Origin of the sequence: Nonomuraea sp. LP-02 (assembly GCF_036289125.1) — a bacterium.
Lineage (GTDB): Bacteria > Actinomycetota > Actinomycetes > Streptosporangiales > Streptosporangiaceae > Nonomuraea > Nonomuraea bangladeshensis.
In genome coordinates, this window is record NZ_JAXCLK010000001.1 from 1,543,456 (window position 1) to 1,565,254 (window position 21,799).

Annotated in this window: 22 protein-coding genes and 1 pseudogene; 14 read left to right on the forward strand and 9 right to left on the reverse strand. The window is 73.8% G+C overall.

Translation table 11 applies throughout. The features are described 5' to 3' along the window. Positions 1-62 precede the first annotated feature (62 nt). The gene (locus tag SMD20_RS07165; RefSeq protein WP_329576575.1) at positions 63-2,018 is read left to right on the forward strand and encodes an endo-1,3-alpha-glucanase family glycosylhydrolase; all 1,956 of its coding nucleotides are present in this window, start codon (positions 63-65) and stop codon (positions 2,016-2,018) included. Between the two features lie 141 nt (positions 2,019-2,159). On the opposite strand, the gene SMD20_RS07170 is transcribed toward SMD20_RS07165, so the two are convergent. Then, a complete protein-coding gene (locus SMD20_RS07170; protein ID WP_329576578.1) occupies positions 2,160-3,194 on the reverse strand; it encodes an ArsR/SmtB family transcription factor in 1,035 nt (344 codons plus the stop codon). A 169-nt stretch (positions 3,195-3,363) separates the two neighbouring features. Between SMD20_RS07170 and SMD20_RS07175 the strand changes: the two genes are divergently transcribed. Next, positions 3,364-4,344 (forward strand): endonuclease/exonuclease/phosphatase family protein, encoded by a 981-nt coding sequence (locus SMD20_RS07175; RefSeq protein ID WP_329576580.1) that lies wholly within the window; start codon positions 3,364-3,366, stop codon positions 4,342-4,344. Positions 4,345-4,397: 53 nt separating this feature from the next. On the opposite strand, the gene SMD20_RS07180 is transcribed toward SMD20_RS07175, so the two are convergent. Continuing rightward, positions 4,398-4,832, reverse strand: a complete 435-nt coding sequence (locus SMD20_RS07180; RefSeq protein ID WP_329576583.1) for a hypothetical protein — start codon at positions 4,830-4,832, stop codon at positions 4,398-4,400. Positions 4,833-4,987: 155 nt separating this feature from the next. On the opposite strand from SMD20_RS07180, the gene SMD20_RS07185 reads away from it, so the two are divergent. The 6 genes from SMD20_RS07185 (at position 4,988) to SMD20_RS07210 (ending at position 11,608) form a co-directional block, all read left to right on the forward strand. After that, the gene (locus tag SMD20_RS07185; RefSeq protein WP_329576586.1) at positions 4,988-5,551 is read left to right on the forward strand and encodes a hemerythrin domain-containing protein; all 564 of its coding nucleotides are present in this window, start codon (positions 4,988-4,990) and stop codon (positions 5,549-5,551) included. Positions 5,552-5,936: 385 nt separating this feature from the next. After that, complete coding sequence (locus SMD20_RS07190; RefSeq protein WP_329576589.1) at positions 5,937-6,227, forward strand: hypothetical protein; 291 nt, start codon at positions 5,937-5,939, stop codon at positions 6,225-6,227. A 2-nt stretch (positions 6,228-6,229) separates the two neighbouring features. Next, a complete protein-coding gene (gene fdh / locus SMD20_RS07195) occupies positions 6,230-9,487 on the forward strand; it encodes a formate dehydrogenase (protein ID WP_329576592.1) in 3,258 nt (1,085 codons plus the stop codon). After that, positions 9,487-10,317 (forward strand): 4Fe-4S dicluster domain-containing protein, encoded by an 831-nt coding sequence (locus SMD20_RS07200; RefSeq protein WP_329576595.1) that lies wholly within the window; start codon positions 9,487-9,489, stop codon positions 10,315-10,317. The genes fdh and SMD20_RS07200 overlap by 1 nt, the downstream gene beginning before the upstream one ends. Before the next feature lie 35 nt (positions 10,318-10,352). After that, complete coding sequence (gene nrfD / locus SMD20_RS07205; RefSeq protein WP_442942588.1) at positions 10,353-11,438, forward strand: NrfD/PsrC family molybdoenzyme membrane anchor subunit; 1,086 nt, start codon at positions 10,353-10,355, stop codon at positions 11,436-11,438. A gap of 26 nt (positions 11,439-11,464) precedes the next feature. Continuing rightward, the gene (locus tag SMD20_RS07210) at positions 11,465-11,608 is read left to right on the forward strand and encodes a hypothetical protein (RefSeq protein WP_329576601.1); all 144 of its coding nucleotides are present in this window, start codon (positions 11,465-11,467) and stop codon (positions 11,606-11,608) included. 20 nt (positions 11,609-11,628) lie between these two features. On the opposite strand, the gene SMD20_RS07215 is transcribed toward SMD20_RS07210, so the two are convergent. After that, entirely contained in the window at positions 11,629-11,799 is a 171-nt protein-coding gene (locus tag SMD20_RS07215) for a hypothetical protein (protein ID WP_329576603.1), read from the reverse strand. 230 nt (positions 11,800-12,029) lie between these two features. On the opposite strand from SMD20_RS07215, the gene SMD20_RS07220 reads away from it, so the two are divergent. Next, positions 12,030-14,021, forward strand: a complete 1,992-nt coding sequence (locus SMD20_RS07220; protein WP_329576606.1) for a cytochrome c-type biogenesis CcmF C-terminal domain-containing protein — start codon at positions 12,030-12,032, stop codon at positions 14,019-14,021. Between the two features lie 19 nt (positions 14,022-14,040). On the opposite strand, the gene SMD20_RS07225 is transcribed toward SMD20_RS07220, so the two are convergent. Continuing rightward, positions 14,041-14,439, reverse strand: coding sequence for an STAS domain-containing protein (locus tag SMD20_RS07225; RefSeq protein WP_329576609.1), 399 nt, complete (start codon positions 14,437-14,439; stop codon positions 14,041-14,043). A gap of 120 nt (positions 14,440-14,559) precedes the next feature. Next, positions 14,560-14,883, reverse strand: a complete 324-nt coding sequence (locus SMD20_RS07230) for a hypothetical protein (RefSeq protein ID WP_329576611.1) — start codon at positions 14,881-14,883, stop codon at positions 14,560-14,562. 125 nt (positions 14,884-15,008) lie between these two features. On the opposite strand from SMD20_RS07230, the pseudogene SMD20_RS48320 reads away from it, so the two are divergent. Further along, a pseudogene (locus SMD20_RS48320) lies at positions 15,009-15,221 on the forward strand (hypothetical protein); the annotation flags it as partial. Here the strand turns inward: SMD20_RS48320 and SMD20_RS07235 are convergent. Continuing rightward, positions 15,185-16,291 carry a glycosyltransferase gene (locus SMD20_RS07235; RefSeq protein WP_329576612.1) on the reverse strand — a complete coding sequence of 369 codons (1,107 nt, stop codon included), beginning with the start codon at positions 16,289-16,291 and terminating at the stop codon, positions 15,185-15,187. The pseudogene SMD20_RS48320 and the gene SMD20_RS07235 overlap by 37 nt on opposite strands. Before the next feature lie 131 nt (positions 16,292-16,422). On the opposite strand from SMD20_RS07235, the gene SMD20_RS07240 reads away from it, so the two are divergent. Next, positions 16,423-16,932, forward strand: a complete 510-nt coding sequence (locus SMD20_RS07240) for a GNAT family N-acetyltransferase (protein ID WP_329576615.1) — start codon at positions 16,423-16,425, stop codon at positions 16,930-16,932. Here the strand turns inward: SMD20_RS07240 and SMD20_RS07245 are convergent. The 3 genes from SMD20_RS07245 to SMD20_RS07255 form a co-directional block, all read right to left on the reverse strand. Beyond that, complete coding sequence (locus SMD20_RS07245; RefSeq protein WP_329576618.1) at positions 16,922-17,626, reverse strand: DUF4097 family beta strand repeat-containing protein; 705 nt, start codon at positions 17,624-17,626, stop codon at positions 16,922-16,924. The genes SMD20_RS07240 and SMD20_RS07245 overlap by 11 nt on opposite strands. Positions 17,627-17,727: 101 nt before the next feature. Further along, positions 17,728-18,645, reverse strand: a complete 918-nt coding sequence (locus SMD20_RS07250; protein WP_329576620.1) for a GlxA family transcriptional regulator — start codon at positions 18,643-18,645, stop codon at positions 17,728-17,730. A 7-nt stretch (positions 18,646-18,652) separates the two neighbouring features. After that, positions 18,653-19,252 carry a cysteine hydrolase family protein gene (locus tag SMD20_RS07255; RefSeq protein ID WP_329576622.1) on the reverse strand — a complete coding sequence of 200 codons (600 nt, stop codon included), beginning with the start codon at positions 19,250-19,252 and terminating at the stop codon, positions 18,653-18,655. Between the two features lie 123 nt (positions 19,253-19,375). Between SMD20_RS07255 and SMD20_RS07260 the strand changes: the two genes are divergently transcribed. The 3 genes from SMD20_RS07260 (at position 19,376) to SMD20_RS07270 (ending at position 21,787) form a co-directional block, all read left to right on the forward strand. Further along, positions 19,376-20,182, forward strand: a complete 807-nt coding sequence (locus SMD20_RS07260; protein ID WP_329576625.1) for an aminotransferase class IV family protein — start codon at positions 19,376-19,378, stop codon at positions 20,180-20,182. A gap of 55 nt (positions 20,183-20,237) precedes the next feature. Continuing rightward, entirely contained in the window at positions 20,238-21,110 is an 873-nt protein-coding gene (locus SMD20_RS07265; protein ID WP_329576627.1) for an alpha/beta fold hydrolase, read from the forward strand. Positions 21,111-21,235: 125 nt separating this feature from the next. Further along, complete coding sequence (locus SMD20_RS07270) at positions 21,236-21,787, forward strand: hypothetical protein (RefSeq protein ID WP_329576630.1); 552 nt, start codon at positions 21,236-21,238, stop codon at positions 21,785-21,787. Positions 21,788-21,799: the final 12 nt, after the last annotated feature.

The following is a 21,799-nucleotide window of genomic DNA, read 5'->3' on the forward strand; positions in this document are numbered from 1 at the left end:
TGCCGTTCGATCTTGCTCCATCCTGGCCCGTGACAACGCCGCCGCCACGCAGAAGGAGCTCAATGATCAACCCACATCGGACGCTGCTCACGGCGGTGACCGCCCTGGTCACGCTGGGGACCGTCGCCGTCACCCCGGCGCGGGCGTCCGCGGCCGCGCCGGTCAGCGTGACCTTCGCCGCGACGGAGGACGTCTTCGTCAGCCAGGCCGAGCCCGCCAAGAGCTTCGCCACCGCCACCTGGCTGAGCGTGTGCGGCTCCGGCTGCGGCAGCGCCACCGCGGGTCAGCGCCTGGCCCTGGCCCGCTTCAAGGTCACCGGCATCCCGGCGGACGCCGAGGACGTCAAGGTCACCCTGGACGTCGTCTCGGCCAGGACGACCGCCACCACCGTCTCCGCCCGCGAGGTGACCGGCGCGTGGACCGAGGCGGCCACGACCTGGAATACCCGCCCGGCCTTGGGCTCCGCAGTCGTCGGCTCGCACACCGGGTTCACGGCCGGGGCGACGGCCAAGCTGGACGTCTCCGCCGCCGTGGACGGCGACGGCACCTACGACTTCGCGCTCACCGGGACCTCCGACACCACGACCGTGCTCATGTCCTCCCGTGAGACCGGCGACCGAGGGCCGAAGCTGACGGTCACCTACACGCCGGGCTCCGGGGACGAGCAGACCGCCGGGCCGCTGCCGTTCACGCTGCCGGGCACGGCGGCGCTGCGGGCCTCGGGCAAGAAGGTGTTCGCGCACTACTTCACGCCCTACCCGATCTCGCTCGACAATGCCGCTCCGGAAAACGATTACTACGCCCGCAACTACCTCAAGCCGGAAGGGGAGAGCGGCAAGCACGCCGCCTACGGCGGGCTCCTGCGCGACCGGCCGACCGGCCGCGCGCCCCTCACCGGCGACTACGCGCTGGCCGACCTCAAGACCGAGGTCAAGCAGGCCGTCGCCGCCGGACTGGACGGCTTCACCGTGGACATCCTGTCGGTGACCAGCGCGCACTGGACGCGGGTGCAGAACCTCGTCAAGGCCGCCGAGGCCGTCGACCCCGGCTTCAAGATCGTGCTCATGCCGGACACGAACGGCCTGGCCTCGGTCGACGCCGCCACGCTCGCCGCGGCCATCGCCAAGCTGGCCGCCTCGAAGTCGGTCCTCCGGCTCGCCGACAACCGTCTCGTCGTGGCGCCGTTCAAGGCCGAGGGGCGGAGCGCCGCCTGGTGGGCCGACTGGATGAAGACCATGGAGAGCGCGCACGGCATCAAGGTCGCCCTGGTGCCCTGCTTCCTCGACTTCGGCAAGAACCGCGACGCCTTCGCCCCGATCAGCTACGGCTTCTCCAACTGGGGCGGGCGCAACCCCGCGGCGAACGCCAACCTGACCGCCAACATCACCACCGCCCACGGCCTGGACAAGATCTGGATGCAGCCGGTGTCCGTCCAGGACGAGCGGCCCAACCAGGGCGTCTTCGACGAGGCCGGCAACACCGAGAACCTGCGGGCCACGTGGAAGGGCGCGATCGACGGCAAGGCCGACTGGGTGCAGCTCACCACCTGGAACGACTACTCCGAGAACACCCAGTTCGCCCCCTCCAGGAACGCCGGATGGACCTACCTGGACATCAACGCCTACTACCTGACCTGCTACAAGCTCGGCTGTCCGAAGATCACCAACGACGTGGCCTACCTCACCCACCGCGTCCAGCCGGCCGCGGCGGCGCCCACGTACGCGCAGACCAAGCTGATGAAGCTGCGCGGCGGCAGCACCGCGGCCCGTGACACGGTCGAGGTGCTGAGCATGCTCACGGCCGCGGCCAAGGTGTCGGTCACAGTCGGCGGCACGACGCAGACCTATGACGCTCCCGCCGGGGTCTCGGCCAGGACGTTCCCGCTCAAGCCGGGCACCGCCTCGGCCACCGTCACCCGGAACTCGGCGACGGTGGCTAAGGTCGTCTCGCCGTACGCGATCAGCGCGACGCCGTACGTGCAGGACCTGCACTATCGCGCGGTCTCCAGCGACCGCTGACCTGATCTACAACGTAAAGGCCCGGGGCTCGTGCCGTCCGCTCCAGGAAGGCGGCCATGCCGGGGGAGAGGAGGAAAAACCCCGGGGCCGACGCCCCGCTGTCCCTGGAGGAGCGCCCGGTGCCGTAGCCGGCCCGGGTGATCACCTTCGTCTGACGGCCGTCAGGTCCGGTGGCGGGCCCGCGGTGACCTCGCCCTCCAGCAGGGCCGTCCCCAGTGGGGTGCGGGTGTGCAGGACGGCGGTGCCGTCGCGGCGGGTCTCGATCAGCCCGGCCTCGCGCAGGACGGTGGCGTGCCGGCTGGCGGTGGCGGGGGAGACGCCCAGCATGCGGGCGAGCTGGGTGGTGGTGGCGCCGTGGTCGAGCGCCTGCAGCGCGGCCGAGCGGCTGGCGCCCATGAGCGCGCTCAGGCCGGCGGCGCCGGCCCGCCGGGCGGCCGGCCGCCACCGGTGCCGCTGCTGGATCGGGTAGATCAGCACGGGCGGCAGCCCGGGGTCGGCCATCGACAGCGGCGCGCGCTGGCAGAAGTACGACGGCACGAGACGCAGCCCGCGCCCGCCCAGCGCGAGGTCCTGGTCCACGACGTAGTCGACCTCGAGGACGGGCGGCGTCCAGCGCATCAGCGGCCCGAGCCCGGCGAGCAGCGCCTCGACGCCGCCGCCGAGCACGTCCCTCGCCCGGCTTTCGCGGTCGGCGGCGAAGGCGGCGTCGATGGACTCCTGGAACGGGGCGACGGCGGCGGCGTAATAGTCGCGCAGGGCGTCGGTGAGCCCGGCGAGGGCGCCGGCGTCGCCCTCGGCGAGCGGCCTGGCCCAGCCGGGCAGCGGCCGGTGGCGGGCGAGCCGGCCGAGTTCGGTGGCCAGCCGCCGCCTGGGGGTGCGGCGCAGCGCCTCCAGCCCGTGGCCGAGGCCGCGGCCCGCCTCGTACGGGGTGAGGAAGTCGGGGAAGTACGGCCCGGCAGGGGCGAGCACGTCGAGCAGGAGCGCGCCGAGGCGCATGCGGGCGGTCCTGGCCGGCTCGGCGTGCAGGGCCGAGAACCAGGGCCGGAAGGTCAGCGGGCGCATCCGGTCGCGGAGCCGGAAGCGGGTGAAGACGACCTCCCAGAGGGGGTCGGGCTGGTCGGCGAGGGTGACACGGGCCAGGTCGGCGGCGGTGAAATGGATCCTCAGCGTCCCCATTCAGTCCCTCACGCCTTGACTGCGCCTGTCACCTCGTACGACACCACGGGGACATCCGGCCGTCAACCAGAAATGCGGCATTTGTCGTGTTTGCGGTCAGAGGTAAAGGCTCTACCGCCCGGCCCTCCCGCCGGACACCATCGATCGCGTCGGAAGGAGGCGACGCCCTGTGAGGATCCTGCGTTCCGCCCGCCGCCTGACGGCCGCCGTGGCCGCCGTGTGCGGGCTCGTCCTGGCCCTGGCTCCGCCGGCGGCCGCCGCGCCCGCCCCCGTCACGGTCGGGCCGCAGCCCGTCAGAGCCGTCGCCCCGATGGGCGCCGAGGCCGCCGCGCTGACCGCCCGCGCCCGCGCCGGCCGGGCCCGCGCCGCCGCCCCCGCCGGCGCGGCGCGGGAAGAGCGCGCGGGGACGCTGGCCGCCCGCCGCTTCCACGAGCTCCAGCTCAACCTCTGCAACAGCGGGCACGCCGGCTGCTACGCCGGTGGCCAGGCCGTCTACGAGGGCGGTGACCTGATCTACTACCTGGCCCCCGACCTGGTGACGCTCAACGAGATCTGCGCCGGCGACCTGCCGGCCTACCTGCAGCCGTCGCTCGCCGAGGCGTGGCCGGACGACTGGACGTACTCGCTCTTCTACCCGGCGCTGAACAAGCAGACCGGCGCCCCTATCACCTGCACGAACGGCGACAGCTTCGGCAACGCCGTGCTCGGCCGGGTCCCGGCCGCGCTGTGGCAGGGCGTCAACGGCTGGGCGGGCGAGTACACCGCGCAGGACGGCGGCAATGAGAAGCGCACGTTCGCCTGCGCGTACGCGATCGGCGACCACCTGGCGTGCGCCACCCACCTGAGCTCGTCCAGCGAGCCGATCGCGCTGGCGCAGTGCCAGGCGCTGATGTTCAGCGCGGTGCCGGCGATCAGGTCGGCGGAGGGGATCTCGGGCAGAACCGTCGTCGGCGGCGACTTCAACCTCGAGTACGACACCTCAGACCCGGAGAACGCCCAGAACTGCGTGCCGGGCGGCCACATCCGCAAGGGCGACGGGGACGTGCAGCACGTGATCTTCAGCAACGACCTCACGTTCGGCAGCACCGGCAAGTACGGCCTGAGCTACACCGACCACGACGGCTTCCTGGTCCGCCTGACGAAGCCTTGACGCGGGGCGGGCGTGAGCCCGGGGCGCGCCGTCGGCGCGACCCCGGGCTGCGCTCATGCGGCGCTCTCGGCGGCCACCGGAACCGGGGCCTCGGGAGCCGGATCCGCGGAAACCGAGGCTGCGGAAACCGGGGTGGCGGAAACCGAGGCGGCGGCAACCGGGGCCGTCTGGTGCGGGAGGGCCGGGTGGAGGGCCCGCCGCTCGGGACGGCGCGGGCGCGGGACCGGCGACCGGTGCGTCCGGTGGCGCGGGCGCCGGCGGGGGGCGTGCGGAGTGCTCTCAGTGCTCTCAGTGCCCGCGGTGCTCGCGGTGCTCGCGGGGGAGCCGGGGCGTTCGACGTCCGCGGGAGCCGGGGAACCGGTTCCGGGGGAGACGCCTTCGGGGGTACGGGGGCCGGATGCCGGGGCGGAGGAGTCCAGCAGTGTCTCCTCCAGAACCTGCATGAGCATCAGGCCGATCAGGGCCAGGATCGGGATGGCCAGTGCCACGACGAGGATGATGTTCACCTCCCACGGGACGTCGCGTCTTCGCCCGCCCTGCCGGCCGGGCGTCGTGGGCCACTACCTCGGAGAATTCCAAATAAACCGGACATCTTGCGGGAATGAGGAGGTCCCTGCCCCAGGACACCGAAGAGGGAGCCGACATGGCCGAGCAGCGTGACGTCATCGAGGTGCTGACGCACGACCATCGCGAGGTCGAGCAGATGTTCTCCGAGCTCGAAGAGATGCGGGGCGCCATCGGCGAGCGGCCCAAGCTGCTGGCCGAGAACGTCGTCATCGAGCTCGTCCGCCACTCCGTCGCCGAGGAGCAGTACCTCTACCCGGCCGTGCGCGAGCACGTGCCCGGCGGCGACGAGATCGCCGACGAAGAGATCGCCGAGCACGCCGCGGCCGAGCGGACGATGCAGGACCTCGAACACCTGGAACCCGGCGACGACCGGTTCTGGCCCGTGCTGGACCGGCTCATGGCCGAGGTCCGCCACCACCTCCGGGAGGAGGAGGACGAACTGTTCCCCCGGCTGCGCGCGGCGTGCGACCAGGAACAGCTCGAAGAGCTGGGCGCGAAGGTCGAGCGGGCCAAGAAGACGGCCCCGACGCGGCCCCACCCCTCCGCGCCGGACACCCCGCCGGGCAACCGCCTGCTGATGCCCGGGGCCGGGCTGGTGGACCGCATCCGCGACGCCATCACCGGCCGCGGCCGTTCCTGACCGGGCCCGGGGTCACCACGTCCCGGGCGCGGGACCGACGATCGGCTCCGAGGGCGGCCGTCCGCGCCGACCGGGACCTCGCCGCTCAGCATGACCCGGTGCATGACGCGCGGCTGCGCGAGATGCCCGGCGTACGCGGCGGCCAGGTTCGCCCACGTCGTGTCGCCCCCGCACGCGGGCACGCTCTCGGCCCGCGGGATCGTCGCGGCCGGCGGGTCGATCCGGGCGCCGTGGTCGCAGTGCCGGCCCCGCAGGTGCGAGTGCCGCCGCCGCTTTGCCGGACCATGCACCCGTACGGGCGGGTCGATGGTTTTCCGCCGATCTGCCGCCGGGAACGGGACGATCTGCAACCCACGGACGAGAAGGACGAGGCGGAGGCGGCGACATGCCGAGCAAGGAGCAGGTGCTGCGGCTGCTGGCCCTGGGGCACGGCTACGGCGAGATCGCCCGGCGGCTGGACATCCCCGCCGGGCAGGTGTACCTCGTCGCGACCGGCATCCCGGCCGACGGCGGCGGCACCGTCACCCGCGCCCAGCGGCAGCGGCCCGGCATGCTGCGCTCCCACACGCAGCGCCTGGTCAACCCGCGCGAGGTCAACCCCGTCGCACGGGAGGACGTGCACGCCTGGGTCCGCACGCGGGCCCGGAGCGAGCGGGCCGCGGAAAAGAGCCGATGACCATGAAGCTACCTGGGAACCTGCCTCGCGGGCTGGGCTCCTGGCCGCTCCTGCGGCAGCTCACCGGCCCCGACCGGTCCGGTCGGGGCGCGGCGGTCCGGTCGGCGCGCACCGACCGCCTCACGGCCCGTACGGCCACGGCCGACCGCGTGGTGAAGTCGGTGTGCCCGTACTGCGCGGTGGGCTGCGCGCAGAACGTCTACGTCAAGGACGAGCGGGTCGTGCACATCGAGGGCGATCCCGACTCCCCGGTCAGCCGGGGCCGGCTGTGCCCCAAGGGCGCGGCCACGCTCCAGCTCACCACCGGCGAGAGCCGCCTGTACCAGGCGCTCTACCGGCCGCCGGGCGCCGCGGACTGGCAGGAGATCGACCTCGACAGAGCCATGGACATGATCGCCGACCGGGTCATCGCCACCCGGCGGGCGACCTGGGAATGGGAGAAGGCCGGCAAGCGCACCGCCCGTACGATGGGCCTGGCCAGCCTGGGCGGCGCCACGCTGGACAACGAGGAGAACTACCTCATCAAGAAGCTGCTCACGTCGCTCGGCGTGGTGCAGATCGAGAACCAGGCCAGGGTGTGCCACAGCTCCACCGTGGTCGGGCTCGGCACGTCGTTCGGGCGGGGCGGCGCGACCACGTTCCTCCAGGACCTCCAGCACTCCGACTGCGTGATCATCCAGGGCTCGAACTTCGCCGAGGCGCACCCGGTCGGCTTCCAGTGGGTGATGGAGGCCAAGGCGCGCGGCGCGGTGATCATCCACGTGGACCCGCGCTTCACCCGCACCAGCGCGCTGGCCGACCTGCACGTGCCCATCAGGGCCGGCTCCGACGTGGCCTTCCTCGGCGGGATCATCAACCACGTCCTGAGCAACGAGCTGTACTTCCGCGAGTTCGTCCTCGCCTACACCAACGCGTCCACGATCCTGCGCGAGGACTACCGCGACTCCGAGGACCTCGACGGCCTGTTCTCCGGCTTCGACGCGACCCACCGCCACTACTCCAGCGAGACCTGGCAGTACGAGGGCATGCTCACCGTGGCCGCCTCGGGCCGGCGCGACGAGGCCTACGACACCGACTACGACGAGCACGTGGCCGGCGGCTCCGAGACGCACGGCGCGATCGGCCACTCGATGGAGGGCACCCCGCGCCGCGACGAGACCATGACCGACCCGCGCTGCGTGCTGCAGGTGCTGAAGCGCCACTTCGCCCGCTACACGCCGGAGCTGGTCGAACGCGCCTGCGGGGTCCCGCCGGAGCTGTTCGAGCAGGTGTGCCGCCATCTGACGGAGAACTCCGGGCCCGAGCGCACCGCCGAGTTCGTCTACGCGGTCGGCTGGACCCAGCACAGCGACGGCTCCCAGTTCATCCGCGCCGCCTGCATCCTGCAGCTCCTGCTCGGCAACATGGGCCGGCCCGGCGGCGGCATCCAGGCGCTGCGCGGGCACGCCAGCATCCAGGGCTCCAGCGACATCCCGACCCTGTTCAACCTGCTGCCCGGCTACATCCCGATGCCGCACGCCCACCGGCACGAGACGCTGAACGCCTTCCTCATGGCCGACGCCGCGCACAAGGGCTACTGGGCCGACATGCCCAACTACCTGGTCAGCCTGCTCAAAGCGTGGTGGGGGCCGGCGGCCGGCGCGGACAACGACTTCCGCTTCGACTGGCTGCCCAGGCTCACCGGCAGCCACAGCACGTACGACACCGTGATGGCCCAGCTCGACGGCTCCTGCAAGGGCTACTTCCTGCTCGGCGAGAACCCCGCCGTCGGCTCGGCCAACGCGAAGATGCAGCGCCTCGGCATGGCCAACCTGGACTGGCTGGTGGTGCGCGACTTCAACCTCATCGAGTCGGCCACCTGGTGGAAGGACGGCCCGGAGATCGAGACCGGCGAGCTGCGCACCGAGGACATCGGCACCGAGGTGTTCTTCCTGCCCGCCGCCACCCACACCGAGAAGAGCGGCAGCTTCACCAACACCAACCGCATGCTGCAGTGGCACCACCAGGCCGTCGAACCGGCCGGAGACGCCCGCAGCGAGCTGTGGTTCATGTACCACCTGGGCCGCATCATCCGCGACAAACTGGCCGGCTCCACCGATCCGATGGACGCGCCGGTGCTCAACCTCACCTGGGACTACCCGGTCGAGGGCAGCCACGCCGAGCCGGTCGCCGAGGCCGTGCTCGCCGAGATCAACGGCTGGGACGAGCACGGCGACCCCCTGCCCGGCTACTCCGCGCTCAAGCCGGACGGCTCCACCTCGTGCGGCTGCTGGATCTACTGCGGGGTCTACAAGGACGGCGTCAACCAGGCCGCCCGCCGCAAGCCCGCCGAGGAGCAGAACTGGATCGCCGCCGAATGGGCCTGGGCCTGGCCGGAGAACCGGCGGCTGATGTACAACCGGGCCTCGGCCCGGCCCGACGGCAGCCCCTGGAGCGAGCGCAAGAAGCTCGTCTGGTGGGATGCCGACCAGGGCCGCTGGACCGGCTACGACGTGCCCGACTTCGACGCCACCAAGCCGCCGGACTACCGGCCCGCCCCGGACGCCCTCGGCCACGACGCGCTCTCCGGCATCGACCCGTTCATCATGCAGGCCGACGGCAAGGGCTGGCTGTTCGCCCCGGCCGGGGTGGTGGACGGCCCGCTGCCCGTCCACTACGAGCCGCAGGACTCGCCGGTACGCAACCCGCTCCACCCGGACCAGCAGCGCAACCCGGCCCGCATGCTCTTCCCGCACGAGCACAACCGCTCCAACCCCAGCGGTGACGACCCCGGCGCGGCGCTCTACCCGTACGTCGTCACCACCTACCGGCTGACCGAGCACTTCACCTCCGGCGCGATGAGCCGCACCGTGCCCTACCTGGCCGAGCTGCAGCCGGAGATGTTCTGCGAGGTCTCGCCCGAGCTGGCCGCCGAGCGCGGGCTCGTGCACGGCGACTGGGCCACGATCGTCACCGCCCGCAACGCGATCGAGGCGCGGGTGCTGGTCACCCGCAGGATGCCCGCCCTGCACCTCGACGGCAAGGTCGTGCACCAGATCGGGCTGCCGTTCCACTTCGGGCCCAACGGCCTGGTCACGGGCGACGCCGCCAACGAGCTGTCGTCGATCACCCTCGACCCGAACTCCCACATCCAGGAGGTCAAGGCGTTCTCGGCCGACATCCGGCCGGGCCGCCGCCCGCGCGGCCCCGGCCTGACCTACCTCGTCCGGGACCAGCAGCGCCGGGCGGGCGTCACCGAGCACACCGGCATGGAGATCTGATGAGCGTCGACCCGGCGACCGTGAGCGGCTACACCGCCCACCCGAAGCGGATGGGCTTCTTCACCGACACCAGCGTCTGCATCGGCTGCAAGGCGTGCGAGGTGGCCTGCAAGGAGTGGAACGCCATCCCGGACGACGGGATGACCTTCACCGGCATGTCCTACGACAACACGTTGAGCCTGAGCGCCGACACCTGGCGGCACGTCGCGTTCGTCGAGCAGCCCAAGCCGCTCGGCCACCAGGAGCCCGGCGTCGGCGGGATGGACTTCCGCTGGCTCATGGCCTCCGACGTGTGCAAGCACTGCACCCACGCGGCCTGCCTGGACGTCTGCCCCACCGGCTCGCTGTTCCGCACCGAGTTCGGCACCGTCGTCGTCCAGGACGACGTCTGCAACGGGTGCGGCTACTGCGTGCCCGCCTGCCCGTACGGGGTGATCGGCAAGCGGGAGACCACCGGCGTCGCGGCCAAGTGCACGCTCTGCTACGACCGGCTCGGCGTCGGCCAGGAGCCGGCCTGCGCCAAGAGCTGCCCCACCGACTCCATCCAGTTCGGCGAGCTGGACGAGCTGCGCGAGCGCGCCGCGCGCCGGCTGGAGCAGGTGCGCGCCGCGGGCGTGGACTCCGCCCGCCTGTACGGCCACGACCCGGACGACGGCGTCGGTGGCACGGGCGCGTTCTTCCTGCTGCTGGACGAGCCCGAGGTGTACGGGCTGCCGCCGGACCCGGTGGTGACGACGAGGGACCTGCCGTCGATGTGGCGGCGGACGGGCATCGCCGCGGTCGTGCTGCTGGCCGGCATCGCCGCGGCCACATGGGGGAGCCGCACGTGAGCGAGGACCGGCCGGGCGACCAGACCGACGTCCGCATGGACGACGACCTCGCGCTGCGGCCCGAGCGCGAGGCCACCGTGGGCTCGGCCGGCGGGCGCGAGCCGCGCGGCGACGGGCGGCGCGAGGGCGGGCGGCGCGAGGGCGGACGGCGCGATGAGCGCGGGGACCGGTGGCGGGGCGGCCGGCGGCGCGGCGAGCGGGCGATGGTGCCGGAGGCCGACTTCCGCTCCTACTACGGCCTCCCGGTGCTCAACGAGCCGACGTGGCACGACTACGACATCGCCGGCTACCTGTTCCTCGGCGGTCTGGCCGGAGCCTCCTCGATCCTGGCGGAGGCGGCCGAGCTGACCGGCCGGCCGCGGCTCGCGCGGGCCGGCAAGGTGGGAGCGCTGTGCGCGATCGGGGGCTCCTTCTACGCCCTCATCCACGATCTCGGCAAGCCGGCCAGGTTCGTCAACATGCTGCGGGTGTTCAAGGTGACCTCGCCGATGAGCGTCGGCACCTGGATCCTCAGCGCGTACGGCCCGCAGGCCGGGCTCGCCGCCGTCACCGCCGTCACCGGCCGCTTCCCGCGCCTTGGCCGGGCCGCGGGCGCCGGGGCCGGGCTGACCGGGGCGGCGGTCGCCACGTACACGGCGGTGCTGGTCGCCGACACCGCCGTCCCGCTCTGGCACGACGGGCACCGCGAGCTGCCGCTGCTGTTCGCCGGGTCGGCCATGGCCGCGGCCGGCGGGCTCGGGTTGCTCGCCGCGCCGCTCGCCGAGGCGGGCCCGGCCCGCGGCACGGCTCTGCTCGGCACCGCCCTGGAGGCCGCCGCGGCCCTGCGCATGGAACGCCGCCTCGGCCCGGTCGCCGAGCCGCTCAAGCAGGGCAAGGGCCGCCTGGCCCGGCTCGGCGAGGTGCTGTCGGCGGCGGGGGCGCTGCTCGGCGCGACCGCCGGCCGCCGCAGCCGGCCCGCCGCCGTCGTCGCGGGCGCCGCGCTGCTGGCCGGCTCCGCCTGCACCCGGTTCGGCGTCTTCCACGCGGGCGTCGCCTCCGCGAACGACCCCGCGTACACGGTGGAGCCGCAGCGCGCCCGGCTGGCCGCGCGAGAACGGCAGGAGAACGGCGTGCCTGAGTAGGCGTTTCCCGGGCAGGGACCATCCCCATGGACCCCCTCAGCATTGTCGCCCTCGTGGCCCTGCTCGCCGGCATCCTGGTGGCGCTCTCGCAGAAGGTGTGGCCGGTCGCGCTGCTGTGCACCGGCCTGTTCCTCGCCGTGCTCTCCGACGCCGGGATCATTGGCGGCTGACCTCCGCCCGCCGCCCCGCGTCACGGGCGGCGGCGCTCCCCGCCGGCGAACGCGCGCCGTACGAGGCTGACGACGACCACGCCCAGCAGGAACCCCTCCATGAGCTTGCCGAGCAGCCGCCACGGCCCGCCCGGCGGCGCGTCCGCGTCGCGGCGGGCGGCCCGCCCGTTCTTGTCGCCGGCGTTGCCCATCAGGCCCCCGTTCCCCTCTCGTGACGGACCGCCACGTGCGCTTCCCCCGTCCGGTAGCCTGCCCCGCCTGACCGGCCGCATGCCCAGGCGCGGCGGTGGGCCGGAGGGCTCGCCACGCCAGCGTTCTGGGGAAACTTGTCCCTGCTTGCCCGAGACGCGATCATGGAACTGCTTCCCCCGCCGAACTCTTCACGGGAGGAAGCCGTGCCCGCGAGCCGAATCGAGCGAACGTGACCGCCGCGCTCGGCACCGCCGCCCTGTGGTGCGGGCTGCTGGCCTCGCTGGTCTCCGCTCTCGCCTGGCGGCGCGGCCGTCCCGCAGCCCTCGCCGTACGGGCCGGACGGGCCGCACTCGGGTGCGCGGTGCTGGCCGTGGCGCTCCAGGTGACCGGGCTCATCGGGCACTCGATCGGGCACGAGGGGCACGGCGTGCCGCTCTCCGACACGGTGACGAGCCTGTGGTCGGCGCTCGAAGCGTCGCTGCTGCTGTGGCTGCTCGCCCTCACCGGCGTCGCCGCCGTCGCGGGGCGGCGGCACCGGCCGGGCGACCGGCTCCAGTCCGTCGCGATGGCGGCCGTCATGCTGGTGTGCGCCGTGTTCTTCGCCGTCAGCGCCTTCACCGGGCGGCCCGTCGTCCCCGTCGCCGCCGACGGGCCCGGCCCCGGCGCGCTGCTGTACCTCGGCTCCGCCGCGCTCGCCGTGCCCTTCGGCCACGGCGTGGCCTGTCTGGTCACCGGCCGTACCGAGATCGGGACGATCCGGCGCTGGACGCTGGCCGCCTGGGTGCCGCTGACCGCCGGGATCGTGCTCGGGGCGTGGTGGTCGTACCGGGCGCTGGGATGGGGCGGCTCCTGGGAGTGGGACCCGGCCGAGAACGGGGCCCTGATGCCGTGGCTGCTGGCCACCGCGCTGCTGCACGCGGCCCCGTCACGCGCGATGCGGCCCTGGGTGGCGCCGCTGGCGCTGGCCGCGTTCCTGCTGGTGCCGCTCGGAATGTTCCTGGCCACGAACGCCACCACGCCGCCTGACACGACGCCGCCCGGGACCGCTCCGCCCGGGACCGCGCCACCCGGGACCATGCTGCCCGGGACGGAGCTGCCGGTCACCGAGCTGCCGGTGACGCAGCTGCCGGTCACTGTGCTGCCGGTGACCGCGCTCGCGGGGGCCGCCCTGCTGGGCGTGCTGGCGGTGACGCTCGTGGGGGCCCGCGCGCTGCTCGCCCGGCGCGAGCCCCGCCACCCCGCGCGCCCGGATCCGCTGCTGCTGCTCGGCTGCGCGCTGCTCGCCGTGCTGGCCGGTACGGTGCTGCTCGGCCTCCTGCTCCCGCCCGCAGTGGAGCTGCTGCGGGGCGAGCGGGCTTCGGCGGGGCCGCCGTACTACGAAGGGACCCTCGTCCCCGGCCTGCTGGCCCTGCTGGCGCTGATGGGCGCCGCCGTCCGCGCCCGGCACCCGCGCGACGGCACCGCCGCGGAAACGCGGTACGGGGGCGCCGCCGCGGAAACGCGGCACGGTGGTACGGCCGCGGGGGCGCGGCGCGGGCTCGTCTGGCCGCTCGGCGTGGGCGCAGGCACCGTCGCCGCCCTGGCGGTCGCGGGGCCGCCGCCGGTCATGGCGCTGGCCGCGTTCGGGCTGGCGGCGTTCGTGCTGGCCGCGGTCGCCGGGCGGCTGCTCGCGAGGACCGGCGGCGAGCCGATGGGGCTGCGCCGCGCGGGCGGCCTCGTGGCGCACACCGGGATCGCCCTGGCGGCCGTCGCCGTCGCCGCCTCCTCCGGCTACGCCGAGGAGGCCACGGCCCGGGTGTGGACCGGCGGTTCGGTCCTGGCGGGCGGCTACACCGTACGGCTCGAAGCGGTCGAACGCGACGCCGGCGCCGCCGCGACGACGATCACCGCCGTGGTCAGCGCCGCCCGCGAGGGCACGATCGTGGACGTCCTGCGCCCGTCGCTGACCTCCTACCCGAGCGGTGGCCCGCCGGTCGCCCGCCCGGCCGTCCGCAGCGTGCTCCTCCACGACCTGTACGTCTCCGTGACGGACGCCGGCGAGGACGGCAGGACGGCGGTGCTGCGCGTCGCGGTGAACCCGTTCATGAGCCTGCTCTGGGCGAGCGGCGCGATCATCGCGCTGGGCGGCCTCCTGGCGCTGATCGGCGGCCGGGGCCGCCCTCGCACGCCGCCTCCGGGCCCGGCCGCGGTGCCGCGCCCACGACGGGCGGCGGCGATGTGAGGCGGCCGGGTGCGGGCCGTCAGACGCAGGGCGTCCTGGCGGCGTCCGGGCTCGTCAGCAGTGACGCGGCGGCGGCGACGTCGCCGGCGGCGCGGAAGCGCTTGTCCAGCCCGGTCACGAGCAGGAGCCGCGACAGCCGGGGACGCAGCCCGCTGAGCACCAGCCGCCCGCCCGCGGACTCCACCGCGTTCGAGGCCCGGATCAGCGCGTTGAGCCCCGAGGAGTCGCAGAACTCCACCGCTCCCATGTCGGCCACGACCAGTGGCGGCACCGCCTGCGCGATCGCCTCCGACAGTCCGCGCTGGAACTCGTCGGCCGAGGCGAGGTCCAGATCCCCTGCCGCGCTCAGTACGGCGACGCCGTCCTGTTGGGTGACGATCCAGGAGAAACCGGATTCATCCGCGTCCGCGTGCATCATGACGCTCCTCCGTCTTGCCGGCCTGCCTGCGCCAGGTGCGCGGCGGCTGTGGTCCATCTTTGCACAGTGCAATAAGGTCAACGAGGACGAACGCGCATGCGCCGCCCTGCCGGGATCGGGTCACGGCTTCGTCCTCACCAGTTCGGCGAGGGCCTCCTCCAGCGTGTCCCGCGTCTCCACGTCGTCGAGCGGCCGGGCCGCGCCGGGCCGGGCGGCGACGATCAGCCGGCCGCCGGCCTCGCGGGCGTATCGTCCGGCGGCGGCGATGACGAGCAGGGCCTCGGGGTCGATCTCGCCCGCCCTCCGGGCGTTGAGCACGACGAGCGGGACGCTGCGCAGGGCCAGGGCCGTCGTCAGGCTCCGCCGCAGCACGAGCACGTCCGGCCCGGCGAACGGGCCGACCAGGTCGAGGACGACGACCGTGCCGCACGTCCACTGGCGCACCCGAGAGGATGTGCCTCCGTGGGCGAAATCGGATGTCATCGTGAGCTTCCTCTGCGGGCACGGCGAAATGGCGCCGACCAGGCTTCCCGGCTCACCTCGAAGCCACCGTAGCAGAGCGTTGCTTGATGCAAGAATGCCCGGCTCCGGCCCGCCCCGCGTTTCCGCCGGTGCCCGTGGGGCAGTCGGCGCCCGTGCAGGACGACGGGGTGCAGGACGACGGGGTGCATGACGACGGCGTGGTGACCGTGACGCCGTGCGAGGACGGCCCGCTGCTGGTCCGGGGCGCGTTCATGCTGGTGACTCAGGACGGGGAGCCGATAGACCCGGGGCGGGCCACGGTCGCGCTGTGCCGGTGCGGGGGCTCGTCGACCAAGCCGTTCTGCGACGGCACGCACAAGGCGATCGGCTTCCGCGCCTCCAGCGAGCCGGACCCGCCTCCCGCCGCCTGACGGCGGAGCCGCCGCAGCGGGTGGGCGGCCACCCTGAGCCTGCGCCCGGCGTACGGGATCCCGCCGCGCAGCGCGGCGGCGACGGCGAGCCAGCTGCACGTGCCCCGCTCCAGGATCCACACCGGGGCGAACAGCGACGCCTCCCACGGGAACATCCGCCGGCCGCCCGCGCGCCGCCGTCCCGCCTCGGCCAGCGCGACCGCGACGGCGGCCCCGGCGGCGGGCAGCCCCGGTCTGCGCAGCAGCAGCGCGGCGGCGCAGGCGGGCAGCACGGACAGGAACAGCGCCAGCCGCACCGGCTGCGCCAGGTCGTCGTACGCCTGCCGGACCCGCTGCCCCCAGAAACGGGACGCGGCGGGCGGCAGGCGGCGCACGTACAGGCCGGGTGGCGCCAGCTCGACCCCGCCGTGGGCGCGGACGGTACGGATCAGCTCCAGGTTCTCGAACAGCACGTCGCCGTCGTAGCCGCCCATCCGCTCGAAGAAGGAGCGGCGCACGCCGAACGTGCCCGGGTAGTCCGCGCCCACGGCCCGGTTGAGCAGGGTGCGGGCGGTGTCCCAGCGGGCGTGCCAGGGCAGCGGGGAGAAGTAGTTCTGGGGGCGTACCAGGTCGGCATGGCCGAGCAGGCGGCGGACGGCGGCGAGCCCGCCGGGGTCGTAGCGTACGTCGTCGTCGGCGATCACCACGTGCTCGGCGGGTGCCAGCCGCATGCCCGTCAGCACCCCGGCGACCTTGCCGTTGGCGCAGGCGAGGCCGGGGTCGGGCGGCACGTGGACGGCGAGCCCGCGCCAGCGGCGGGCGTGCCGGGCGAACAGGGCGGGCGGGCTGCCGTCCACGACGACGATCGCGGCGTGCCGGGACAGGCGGCGCAGGTAGGCGGTCAGCTCGTCCAGGCCGGCGTCGTCGTCCCAGCGCAGCGGCAGGACGTAGGCGAGCTCCGGCGGGCGGCGGGAAGGCATCGGGCGGCTCCGGGCAGGCGGACGGTCAGGTGCGTACGGCGCCGGGCCGCCCGGGGGGTCGGCGATGCTCCTGCCGTCTGGCGATACGGGCTGCCCAGGCAGGAATCGCCCAAACGGTTATGATCTGCGCCATGACCGCCCTGCGCCCGCTGACCGACGCCGACGCCGCCGTGATCGCCTCCTGGATCGACAGCGGCGACGCGCTCGTCCTGTGGTCCGGGAAAGCCGCCTTCACCTGGCCGTTCGACGGCGGGCAACTGCTCGCCTTCCGCGCCGCCGACCCCGCACGCCGGCTCCTCGTCGCCCCGGGGCCGGACGGGCGGCCGGTCGGCCACGTCATGCTCCGCCCCGACGGCACGCCCCGTTCGCTCCGCCTCGGCATGGTCCTCGTCGCCCCGGAGTCCAGGGGGCGCGGCCACGGCGAGGCGCTGGTCCGCGCCGCCCTCGACGCCGCCTTCGCCGGGCCGGACGTCGAGCGGGTCACCCTGGGCGTCTACGCGCACAACCACGGCGCCAGGCGGCTCTACGAGCGGCTCGGCTTCCGCGAGGAGGAGGTCCACGCCGGCTCCGTCCAGGTGGGGGAGACGTGGTGGACGTCCGTCACCATGGCCCTGACCCGGCCGGCCCGGCTCAGCGGGTGAGCACCTCAAGGTCGCCGGAGTCGCTGGAGACCTTGATCGAGCGCGGCGCCGACGCGTCGTTGGCGGCGGTGATCCGCTTGTCACCGGAGTCCGTCTTGGCCTCCACCCGGTACGGCCCCGCGGGCACGCGCACCACCGTATGGCCGGAGTCGGTCTCGGTCGTCACCGCGTCCGGCTGCCCGGTGAATTCGAGCGTCATGTCCCCCGAGTCGGACGTCGCCGTGACCTTGCCGCCCGCCAGGCCGTCGGCCTGGATCGCCCCCGAGTCGGACCTCACCCGCACCTCGCCGGCCAGCCCCGACAGCGTCAGGTCCCCCGAGTCGGAGCCGACCTCCACCCGTACGCCCTTCGGCATCTCCACGCGGTAGCTCACCTCGCACTCGACGCCGATCGCGCCCGCCCCGAACGTGTCGGGGCACTCGTAGGCAAGATTCAGTGTGCCGTCCCGCACCTCGTGGCGGGTCTCAGGCTTGTTCTTGCGCCAGGACAGCCGCTCGGTCACCCGCACGGTACGCCGGTCCGAGCCCACCAGCTCCACGGTGCCCGAGTCGACCTCGACCCGCAGTCCCGTCACATCACCGGGCACCTCGTAGGAGGACCTGGTCTGGGACGAGGGGCCCGCGATCCCGCATCCGGCCGCCGTCGCGGTCAGCCCCAGCACGCCTGCGATCAAGGTCGTCCTCTTCATGGTCATGTCGCTCGATTCTGGCTCGACGGACCGTACGTCATCGACTCTAGGGACGGGCCGTCGAACCCGGCATTGCCGCCGTCCCCCGATGGAAGGTAGGGACAGCCCTACCACGGGCGCGGCTGGGCGCGCAGCCGGCGCAGCATGCGGGCGTCCTGGAAGCCGACCGCGCGGGCGGCCGCCTCGACCGTGGCGCCCTGGCCGATCAGATGCTCGGCCCGCTCGCGCCGCAGGAGCTGCTGGTAGGCCAGCGGCGTCAGCCCGGTCGCCCGCGTGAACAGCCGGGTGACCGTGCGCGGGCTGCATCCGGCGGCGGCGGCGAGGCCCGACAGCGGGAGCGGCTCGGTGAAGCGGGCGTCGATGAGGTCCTGGACGCGGTGCACGGCGTCGCTGAGGTGGGCGCGGTGCCTGAGCATGGCGCTGGCCTGCCGCTCGTCCCCGTTGCGGCGGGCGTAGACCACCATCTCGCGGGCCACCCGGGCGGCGGCGCCGGGGCCGTGGCGGGTGGCCACGAGGTGCAGGGCGAGGTCGATGCCGCTGGCGATGCCCGCCGAGGTGATGACCCTGCCGTCCTCGACGTAGAGGACGTCGCGGACGACCGACGCCTTCGGGTAGCGGGCGGCCAGCTCGTCCTGCAGCTCGTGGTGCGTGGTGCAGCGCCGCCCGTCGAGCAGCCCGGCACGGCCCAGCGCGTCAGCCCCCGCGCACACGCTGGCCACCGTGCCCCCGGCCGCGTGGTGGGCGCGGAGCGCGTCCAGCGCGGCCGGGCCGAGCTCGCCCCATCCGGCCGGTGTGGGCCTCGCCCGCCAGCCCGGCACGACGAGCAGGTCACCCGCGGCCGGCTCGGGCCAGGTCGTCCCGGCGGTCAGGGTGAGCCCCTGCGCGGTGGGGACGGACGCGCGCTCGGCGACGTACGTCAGCGTGTAGCCGAGGCCGAGGTCGCCGGCCGTGGAGAAGACCTGGGCGGGGCCGGCGAGGTCGAGCAGGTGCAGCCCGGGCACGAGAACGAAGGCGACACGGGTCACGATCCGGTCAGCTTACCGGGCTCGGCGCCCCCGCCAGCTCGGCGACCGTCCTGATCGTGGCGAAGCGGCCGGCGAGCGCGTACTCGGTGCGCTCGACGATCGCCTCCACGCCGAGCGTGCGGGCGTCGGCGAGGATCTCCTCCACCGACGCCCCGGGCGGCGCGTCGCGGTGCGGGATCGGCGTCGTCGCGGTCGCGTCCGTGACGAACGAGACGCCGAAGCCGAGGTCGCTGCCGATCCTGGCGGTCGTCTCGCAGCACTGCTCGGTGCGGATCCCGCACACGACCAGCTCGCCGACGCCGTGCCGGGTGAGGATCTGCTGCAGGTTGGTGGTGGTGAAGCAGTTGTGCGAGGTCTTGGTGATCCGTTCCTCGCCGGGCAGCGGGGTCAGGCCGTCCATCGGCCGGACGTACCCGAGCGCCGGGTCGAAGACGTCGCCGGTGCCCGGCTCGCTGTGCAGCACCCAGACGACCAGGTCGCCCTCGGCGCGGGCCACGTCCACCAGCCGGGAGACCGGCCCGGTGATCCCGGGGTTGTACGCGGCCCGCCACAGGGGCCGCCGCAGGAACGACTGTTGCACGTCGATGACGAGGAGTGCTCTGTTCACGCACCCAGTCTCGGCCGCGCCGCCGCCCCGCCGTAAGGCAGGATCGGGCCCCGATGCGGACGGATCCGGTCACTGGCGTCCGGGCCGTGCGAGGATCGTGGACGATCAGGAAGGAGCCCCGCCATGCCGTCTCCCTGGGCCACGCACCTCGACGGGCGTCCGGCGACCGCCGCGGACCTCGCCCCGCTCGCCTTCGCCGGCGACGCCCACTTCACCGCCATGCAGGTCCGCGGCGGCCGCGTACGCGGTCTCGACCTGCACCTGGCCCGGCTGCGCCGGGCCTCCGCCGAGCTGTTCGGCCGCGACCTGGACGACGAGCGGGTGCTCTCCTGCCTGCGGGCGGCCGTCGCGACCGGCCCGCCCGACGTGTCGCTGCGGGCCACCGTGTACGCCGCCGAATCCGGGTCCGAGCTGCGGATCCTGGTCCGTACCGGGCCGCCCGCGACCCCGCCGGAGGGCCCGCTGGCGCTCGCGGTGGCCGAGCACGAACGGTTCCTCCCCGCCGTCAAGCAGACCGGCGAGACGGCCAAGGCGTACTTCAAGCGCCGCGCCGTGGCGGACGGCTACGACGACGCCGCCTTCGTCGACCGCCGGGGCCGCCTCAGCGAGGCCACCATCTGGAACCTCGCGTTCTGGGACGGCTCCGCCGTGGTGTGGCCGGTGGCCGCCCGGCTGGAGGGCGTCACGATGGCGATCCTGCGCCGCCGGCTCGCCGCACTCGGCGTCCCGCAGGCCGATCGCGAGGTCACCGTCGCCGATCTGCCCGGGCTGTCGGGGGCCGTGGTCATGAACTCCTGGACGCCCGGCGTCCCCGTACGCCGCGTCGGCGGAGCGGACCTGCCCGAAGCCGGGCCGTTCGTGAGACTGCTGCACCAGGCATACCTGGACGAGCCGGCCGCCGGACTGGAAAAATCCAGCTTTCCCCGATGAGTTCTTCTGTCAGTGCTGGTCGATATGGTGCGAGCGTTTCTCACAGGAGGCAATGATGCGAGACTTCAAGACCCACACCCTTGACGTGCCCGGCGCGGTCCTGCACTACGAGGTGCGCGAAGCCGTCGAGGAGTCCGGCAAGCCCGTCCTGCTGCTGGTCGGCTCGCCCATGGGGGCCGCGGGGTTCGTCGCGCTGGCCGAGCGGCTGCCGGAGCGCACGATCGTCACCTACGACCCGCGCGGCGTCGGCGAGAGCCGTAAGACCGGCGAGCCCGGCGAGAAGTCCACCCCCGAGCAGCACGCCGACGACCTGCACCGGATCATCGACGAGCTCGGCGGCGGCCCCGTCGATCTGTTCGGCAGCAGCGGCGGGGCGGTCAACGCGCTGGAGCTGGTGGCCCGGCACCCCGAGCAGGTGCGCACGCTCGTCGCGCACGAGCCGCCCGCCACCCAGGTCCTGCCCGACCGCGAGCGGGCGCTGGCCGCCATCAAGGGCATCAGCAGGACCTACGAGCGCGACGGGTTCGGCCCGGCGATGGCGCAGTTCATCACGATCGTCGGGCTGCAGGGCGAGATCCCGGCCGACTTCGCCGACCAGCCCGCTCCCGACCCGGCCATGTTCGGGCTGCCGGCCGAGGACGACGGCAGCCGCGACGACGCGCTGCTCGGGCAGAACCTCATCAGCTGCACCCACCACGAGCACGACTTCGCGGCGCTGCGGGCCGCCTCGACCCGCATCGTGATCGCCGTCGGCGCCGAGTCGGAGGGGCAGCTGGCCTGCCGCGGGGGCCTGGGGGTCGCCGAGCGCATCGGCGTCGAGCCGGTCACCTTCCCCAGCAACCACGGCGGCTTCCTCGACGACACCTTCGGGATGCCGGGCGACCCCGACGCCTTCGCGGTGAAGCTGCGCGAGGTGCTGGAGGGCTGACGGCCCGCCGCCGGGGGCCGGGGGACCACTCCGGCCCTGAAGTTGATAACAGGTGGGCCGGAGCGCCCGGGTTCTCTAGGGTTGGCGTGGTTCGACCATGTCCCCCCTCTTAAGGAGACGTTCGCGTGAAGAACAAGCTTCTCGCCCCGCGAACCGGCCTCATCGCCGCCTTCGCCATGGCCGCCACCCTGGTCACGGCCGGCCCGGCCGGCGCCACCACGGCGACTGCCGCCACGGTGAGCACCACGACGGTGAGCACCACGACGGTGAGCGCCACCGCGACGGCCGCGGCCCGCCCGCGCAACGGCGCCATCCTGTTCGACCGCATCAGCGGCGGCCGGGGCGTCCTCAAGATCAAGAACGGCCTGCGGACCGACGGCGTCGTCATCCTGGTCAAGGGCAAGACCAAGGCCATCAGCATCTACGTCCGCGCCAAGTCGACGGCGAGCATCAAGGACGTGCGCGACGGCACCTACCGGCTCTACTTCACCACCGGCTACGCCTACAGCACGTCCCGGCACCGGTTCACCCGCGCCGCCACCTACCAGCGCTTCAACGACCGGCTGCGCTACTACACGACCGCGACGGCGTCCCGGATCTACACGCTGACCCTGCACCCGGTGCGGGGCGGCAACGCCGGCACCAGGCATGTGAACCCGAAGGACTTCCCGGCCTGATAGTACATTTCC